The sequence below is a fragment of the Agrobacterium sp. genome, assembly GCF_032092815.1.
Classification (GTDB): domain Bacteria; phylum Pseudomonadota; class Alphaproteobacteria; order Rhizobiales; family Rhizobiaceae; genus Agrobacterium.
The window spans coordinates 1-4,881 of record NZ_DAMDBP010000055.1; the positions used below are offsets into that span (position 1 = coordinate 1).

The window sequence follows — 4,881 nt, forward strand, 5'->3', positions numbered from 1 at the left end:
GACTTTGAGTGAATGGATGGTGCATTGTTTGACGCAGAGGGCCGTCCCAACCAACCCTCTTTCCTCGTCCTCGGGCCTGACCCGAGGGATGTCACAGGAATCCAGTGCCGCGCGTCGGCGCGGCGGAAAAGGTCTTTTCCATCCCAAGGACTTGGGATGGGCCTGGACCCCTGTGACGAGCACAGGGGTGAGGGTGGCTGCAGCACCACGCGGCCACACATACCTACACCATTGAACCCTCGTTAAGATTTGCCTTTTAGGCTGCTCCCAAAAGCTGCAAAATAAAAACGGGGGTGGGCACCATGCTGACAAGACGCGCAGTGCTGAGACAGGGTTTGGCCTCCGGAATGGTATTGTCCCTGCCGTCCATCGGCCGCGCTACCGTGCCAGCAACCGATGTCACCTTTCTGGTGGTCAATGATATCCATGCCTGCCAGATCGGCGATAAGCTCAGCCCCGGCTGCGCAGCGCAGGGCAAGACCGATGAAAACCTGCTGCGCCATATCAGTGGCCTCAACGGCATAGACCAGCACAACTGGCCGCAAGACATCAAGGGAAAACCAAGCGGTTTTCTCTCCGCTGGCCAGCCCATCGCCACGCCCAGAGGTCTTGTTGTCTGCGGCGATGCCACGGATGATGGCGGCGGGCAGCGGTCGGACCTCGGCGAAGGCACGCAGCTTCTGCAATTTTCCAAACGTTACCGTCAGGGCGAAGGGCCGGGCCGCATCCGTTACCCGGTTTATGTTGGGCTCGGCAATCACGACCTCGATCAGGACGACCGCCCGCCGCAGATTGACTGGTACCGTGACGAGCTGCGCGATTACGTGCGCATGAACCACAAACCCGGTATTTTCAACACGCCGGAGGTCCCGGCCGATAATTACGATTCCGCCTCCAACAATTATTCCTGGAACTGGGGTGGTCTGCATCTGGTTCAGGCGCAGCGTTATGGTGGAGATACCACCAGGGGCACGGCCAGCAGCCTGGCGTGGTTGAAACACGACCTCGCCACCTATGCCGCAGATGGCCGCCCGGTGGTGCTGTTCCAGCATTATGGCTGGGAGCCGTTTTCACTGGAACATTGGGACCCGGAGAAAAGCACCTTCACACCGGATGGTTCCGGCCCGCCGCACTGGTGGGGTGAGGAACAGCGTCAGGCACTGATGGATACGCTTTCCGGTTACAATGTCGTCGGCATATTCCATGGCCATGAGCATGATACGCCGATGGCCTACAAGGTGGGCGCCTATGATGTGTTCAAGGCCAAGGCCGCCTTCATGGGTGGTTTTTGCCTGGTGCGCGTCACCAATCAGCGTATGGACGTCGCTATTGGCGAAGTGACCGGCAATGGTGACACCGTGACCTTTGACGTCGGGTTTTCAAAGGCGTTGGATTAGGGGGGCTGGCGCCTTTCCTCTTCCCCTGTGGGAGAGGAGGAAAAATCATGGTCTTGGCGTGCTAAGTCACAGTTTTTCAGGTGAGGGGTGTTGTTGTGGCGCACCCCAACCACATCTCACCAGACGAAACATATCTGGCTGGCGTGGTTAGTTCGTCGGGAAGAGTGACAAGCCCTGGCAAAGGCCAGGAACAGGTCCAGCCACCCCATCAAAACCAACGCATATCGTAAAAATCGGGACAGGACGGGGCATGCGATACAGCGCAAAAATAAACCCCGGCCAATCGACAAAGCCGGGGTTACACCTGCTGAAAAATCACACCTGAAAACCCCTCATAATATGCGGCTCGCTTCTTACATTTGTTATGGATGATAAACAACCACCGCTTTATGGGGTGGTTAAGCGGTAGGGTTAAACGCCGCCCGACCAAAAGCCACCACGCAGGCAAAAACAAGCCGGACAGGCCGTCTCATAGCTGCTACCTCTAGGCCGTGAATTTTCCACGATGAGGCCTTGATATGACATTTCGAAATATCTGTGTTTACGGCGCCGGCGCCTTGGGCGGCAATTTCGCCGCCATGATTGCCAAAAACCTGGGTGACGCTGTCAAGGTCACGGTCATTGCCCGTGGCGCGCAACTGGCCGCGATAAAGGCCAAAGGCCTGACCATTGAAAAGGCTGGTGTCGAAACATTCACGGCGAGCGTCGACGCAACGGATGATCCCTTCAGCCTGCCGCCACAAGACCTTGTTATCACGGGCTTGAAAGGCCATCAGTTGGCAGATGCTGCCAAGGGCATTGCAGCGCTGCTGCATGAAAAGACCCGTGTCATCAATATTCTGAACGGCATTCCGTGGTGGTATTTCCATGGCGATAATAACAGCCGTTTTGCAGACTTGCAGCTGCCGGAGCTGGACCCTGAGGGTCAGTTATGGAGCCTTGTCGGCCCGCAGCGGGTCATCGGTTGTGTGGCCTATCAGGGGGCGGAAGTGGTGGAACCCGGCACCACGCGTCTTTCCGGCAATGGCCGGTTTTTCCTCGGCGAACCCTCCGGCGAACTGTCCGATGATCTCAACGACATCTCGGATCTGCTGACATCAGCCGGTTTCACCATTTTCCCCACGGCCCGCATCCGTGATGAAATTTGGCTAAAGCTGACCAGCAACGCCGCCTTTAACCCGATCAGCGCGTTAACCCGCTCACGCATGGATGCCATCATGGTCAATCCGCACACCGCAGCGCAGGTGCGCAACGTCATGGGTGAAACCAAAAACGTGGGCGAAGCATTTGGCGCGACGTTTGAAAAGAGCCTTGATGAACTGGTGGGTCGCCCCGGTGGTTACGATCCGGTGCGCACATCGATGTTGCAGGATTTTCTGGCCGGCAAACAGCTGGAAGTCATGCCGCTGACCGGCATGGTGGTAACACTTGGCAAACTGGCCGGTGTGCCGACGCCGACCTGCGAAACCATTCTGGCGCTAACCTTGCAGCTCGATCAGGAAAACCGCAACGGGCAGGGCTGATATCAGCCCCAGATGGCGGGCAGAACCATGTCGCGGGTCAGGGGTGCGAGGGTCAGCTGCCCTTGCGTGCCTGCCGCAACCCAGCGAACCTCTTCTATCTCGGCCTGTGGCTCAACATCGCCATCGTGGCTTAGGCGAAACATCTCGGCCGTCACCACACTGTCCGGCTCGTTGGCGGCAGGGGCGGAAAACTGGCCCAGATACTGCGCATCATCAGGCTGAATTGTCAGGCCAAGTTCCTCGAACAGTTCACGGCGCAGCGCCGCAACAGGCGTTTCACCGGCATCGATCTTGCCGCCCGGCTGCATGAAGGCAGAGGTGCCGCGCTTGCGCACCAGCAGCATTGCCCCATCCTGGCGGAGAATGGCCGCTGCGGCTATGCGAATTTCCATAGGTTTTTCCTCGTTTTATGTATGGGCATGGCTGTAGCTGACTGATGTCAGGGTGCGGGGAGCAAACTCTCCGCACCTTATTATGATGACCGTCAGGTCAGCGGCGTCATCACGGCCTTCTGGTAGGCTGGCCGTGCGCAAAGGCGCTCATACCATGCCGCCAGATTTTTAAGGTCCGGCCGCTCGATGGGCAGCGAAAACCACGCATAGGCCATGCAGCCCAGGGGAATATCGCCAATGCCAAGGTGCTCACCGGAGAGATAAGGTGTCTCACCAAGCGCCTTATCCGCCACCGCCAGCAGCTGCGCGCATTGCTCCTGGGCGCGTTTCAACTCGTCCTCATTGCGCTGTTCTGGCGTGTAGCGCACCAGGTTCCAGAACAGGTCACGAAACGGTGCGGCAAGGCTGAACGATGTCCAATCCATCCACTTGTCAGCGGCAGCCCAGCTGGCGGCATCGCCGGCTGCAAACGGCTCGCGGCCATATTGCCGGGCGAGATAACGCACAATGGCGTTGGACTCCCAAAGCACCAGATCACCGTCTTCCAGGCAGGGCACACGACCATTGGGGTTCATGGCCAGATATTCGGCATCGTTGACCACGCCATATGCGCCACCGGCATTGATTTGTTCATAGGTTACGCCAACTTCCTCGGCGGCCCAAAGCACCTTACGGACATTGGTTGAATTGATACGGCCCCAAATTTTCACGTCATCTACCTTCATTTCCAGCTGCAAAATCCCGTAAGGGATCGCACTGTTATTAATCTGATTTGCGTGACATTCCACCATGGAAACGATGGCAAAACACCAGATGTCTGTTGCCGCAGCTATGTGGGCTGCCCCATCTGCCTGCCGCCTTACACCGTGACAAAGCAGTTTTTATCGGCTTATTTCTAGGCGCTACGCGGAACGTATTGGCAGCAACGGAATTCAAGTGTCGTTTCATCAGTGAGAGTGCCCGTGAACAACGCAATTATCTATCTGATTGGCCACTACGGGGTTGGCAAATATACCATCGGCAAGGACATCACCGCCGCAACCGGCGCAAGGCTGTTTGACAATCATCTCGCCAACAATGTGGTGTTTTCGCTGGTTGGCGTGGAAGGCGCCAAAACCATACCGGAACGTATCTGGGACCTGATTGGCGTCATCCGCGAGCAGGCTTTTCTGGCAATCGAGGAATTTACCGCACCCGATGCCAGCTTTGTGCTGACCAATTGTCTGATGGAAGGAATTCCGCGCGACCGGGCACTGTTTAACCGGGCGATGGCGCTTTCGCAGAAACGCGGCAGTGTGTTCGTGCCTGTCATCCTCGCCGCATCGGATGAGGTTCACGCCACGCGCATTCCCTCGCCAGACCGCGCCGCACGGTTTAAAATGACCGATGTCGCCGCCGCCCACAAAAAACGGGTGGAGACGCGATTGCTGGATATCGATCACCCCAACCGCATTGATCTGGACACATCCTCCATCCCATCAGGTGAGGCGGCACAGATCATTATCGAACACACCATAAGGCGCGCAAAAAGCGCGTGTTGAAGCTTGTTTTTCGCAGCCATACACACTA

General features: G+C 57.3%; 5 protein-coding genes. 3 read left to right on the top strand and 2 right to left on the bottom strand.

Annotated features, from left to right (window positions below; translation table 11 throughout):
• The first annotated feature begins 302 nt into the window (after positions 1-302).
• On the top strand, positions 303-1,397 hold the full coding sequence (locus tag RT613_RS21375; protein ID WP_313618397.1) for a metallophosphoesterase: 1,095 nt from the start codon (positions 303-305) through the stop codon (positions 1,395-1,397).
• Positions 1,398-1,915: 518 nt separating this feature from the next.
• Positions 1,916-2,920: a 2-dehydropantoate 2-reductase gene (locus RT613_RS21380; protein ID WP_313618398.1), complete on the top strand. Its 1,005-nt coding sequence runs from the start codon at positions 1,916-1,918 to the stop codon at positions 2,918-2,920.
• 2 nt (positions 2,921-2,922) lie between these two features.
• Here RT613_RS21380 and RT613_RS21385 read toward each other — a convergent pair whose 3' ends face one another.
• Both RT613_RS21385 and RT613_RS21390 read right to left on the bottom strand, forming a co-directional pair.
• A complete protein-coding gene (locus tag RT613_RS21385) occupies positions 2,923-3,312 on the bottom strand; it encodes an NUDIX domain-containing protein (RefSeq protein ID WP_313618399.1) in 390 nt (129 codons plus the stop codon).
• Between the two features lie 92 nt (positions 3,313-3,404).
• Positions 3,405-4,037 (bottom strand): glutathione S-transferase, encoded by a 633-nt coding sequence (locus RT613_RS21390; RefSeq protein ID WP_313618400.1) that lies wholly within the window; start codon positions 4,035-4,037, stop codon positions 3,405-3,407.
• Between the two features lie 237 nt (positions 4,038-4,274).
• Here RT613_RS21390 and RT613_RS21395 point away from each other — a divergent pair, with 237 nt between their 5' ends.
• On the top strand, positions 4,275-4,853 hold the full coding sequence (locus tag RT613_RS21395; RefSeq protein WP_313618401.1) for a hypothetical protein: 579 nt from the start codon (positions 4,275-4,277) through the stop codon (positions 4,851-4,853).
• The last annotated feature ends 28 nt before the right edge of the window (positions 4,854-4,881 follow it).

Excerpts from the sequence above, each read along its gene's own strand:
- RT613_RS21375 (WP_313618397.1), top strand. The coding sequence starts at position 303 with ATGCTGACAAGACGCGCAGTGCTGAGACAGGGTTTGGCCTCCGGAATG.
- RT613_RS21380 (WP_313618398.1), top strand. The coding sequence starts at position 1,916 with ATGACATTTCGAAATATCTGTGTTTACGGCGCCGGCGCCTTGGGCGGC.
- RT613_RS21385 (WP_313618399.1), bottom strand. The coding sequence starts at position 3,312 with ATGGAAATTCGCATAGCCGCAGCGGCCATTCTCCGCCAGGATGGGGCA.
- RT613_RS21390 (WP_313618400.1), bottom strand. The coding sequence starts at position 4,037 with ATGAAGGTAGATGACGTGAAAATTTGGGGCCGTATCAATTCAACCAAT.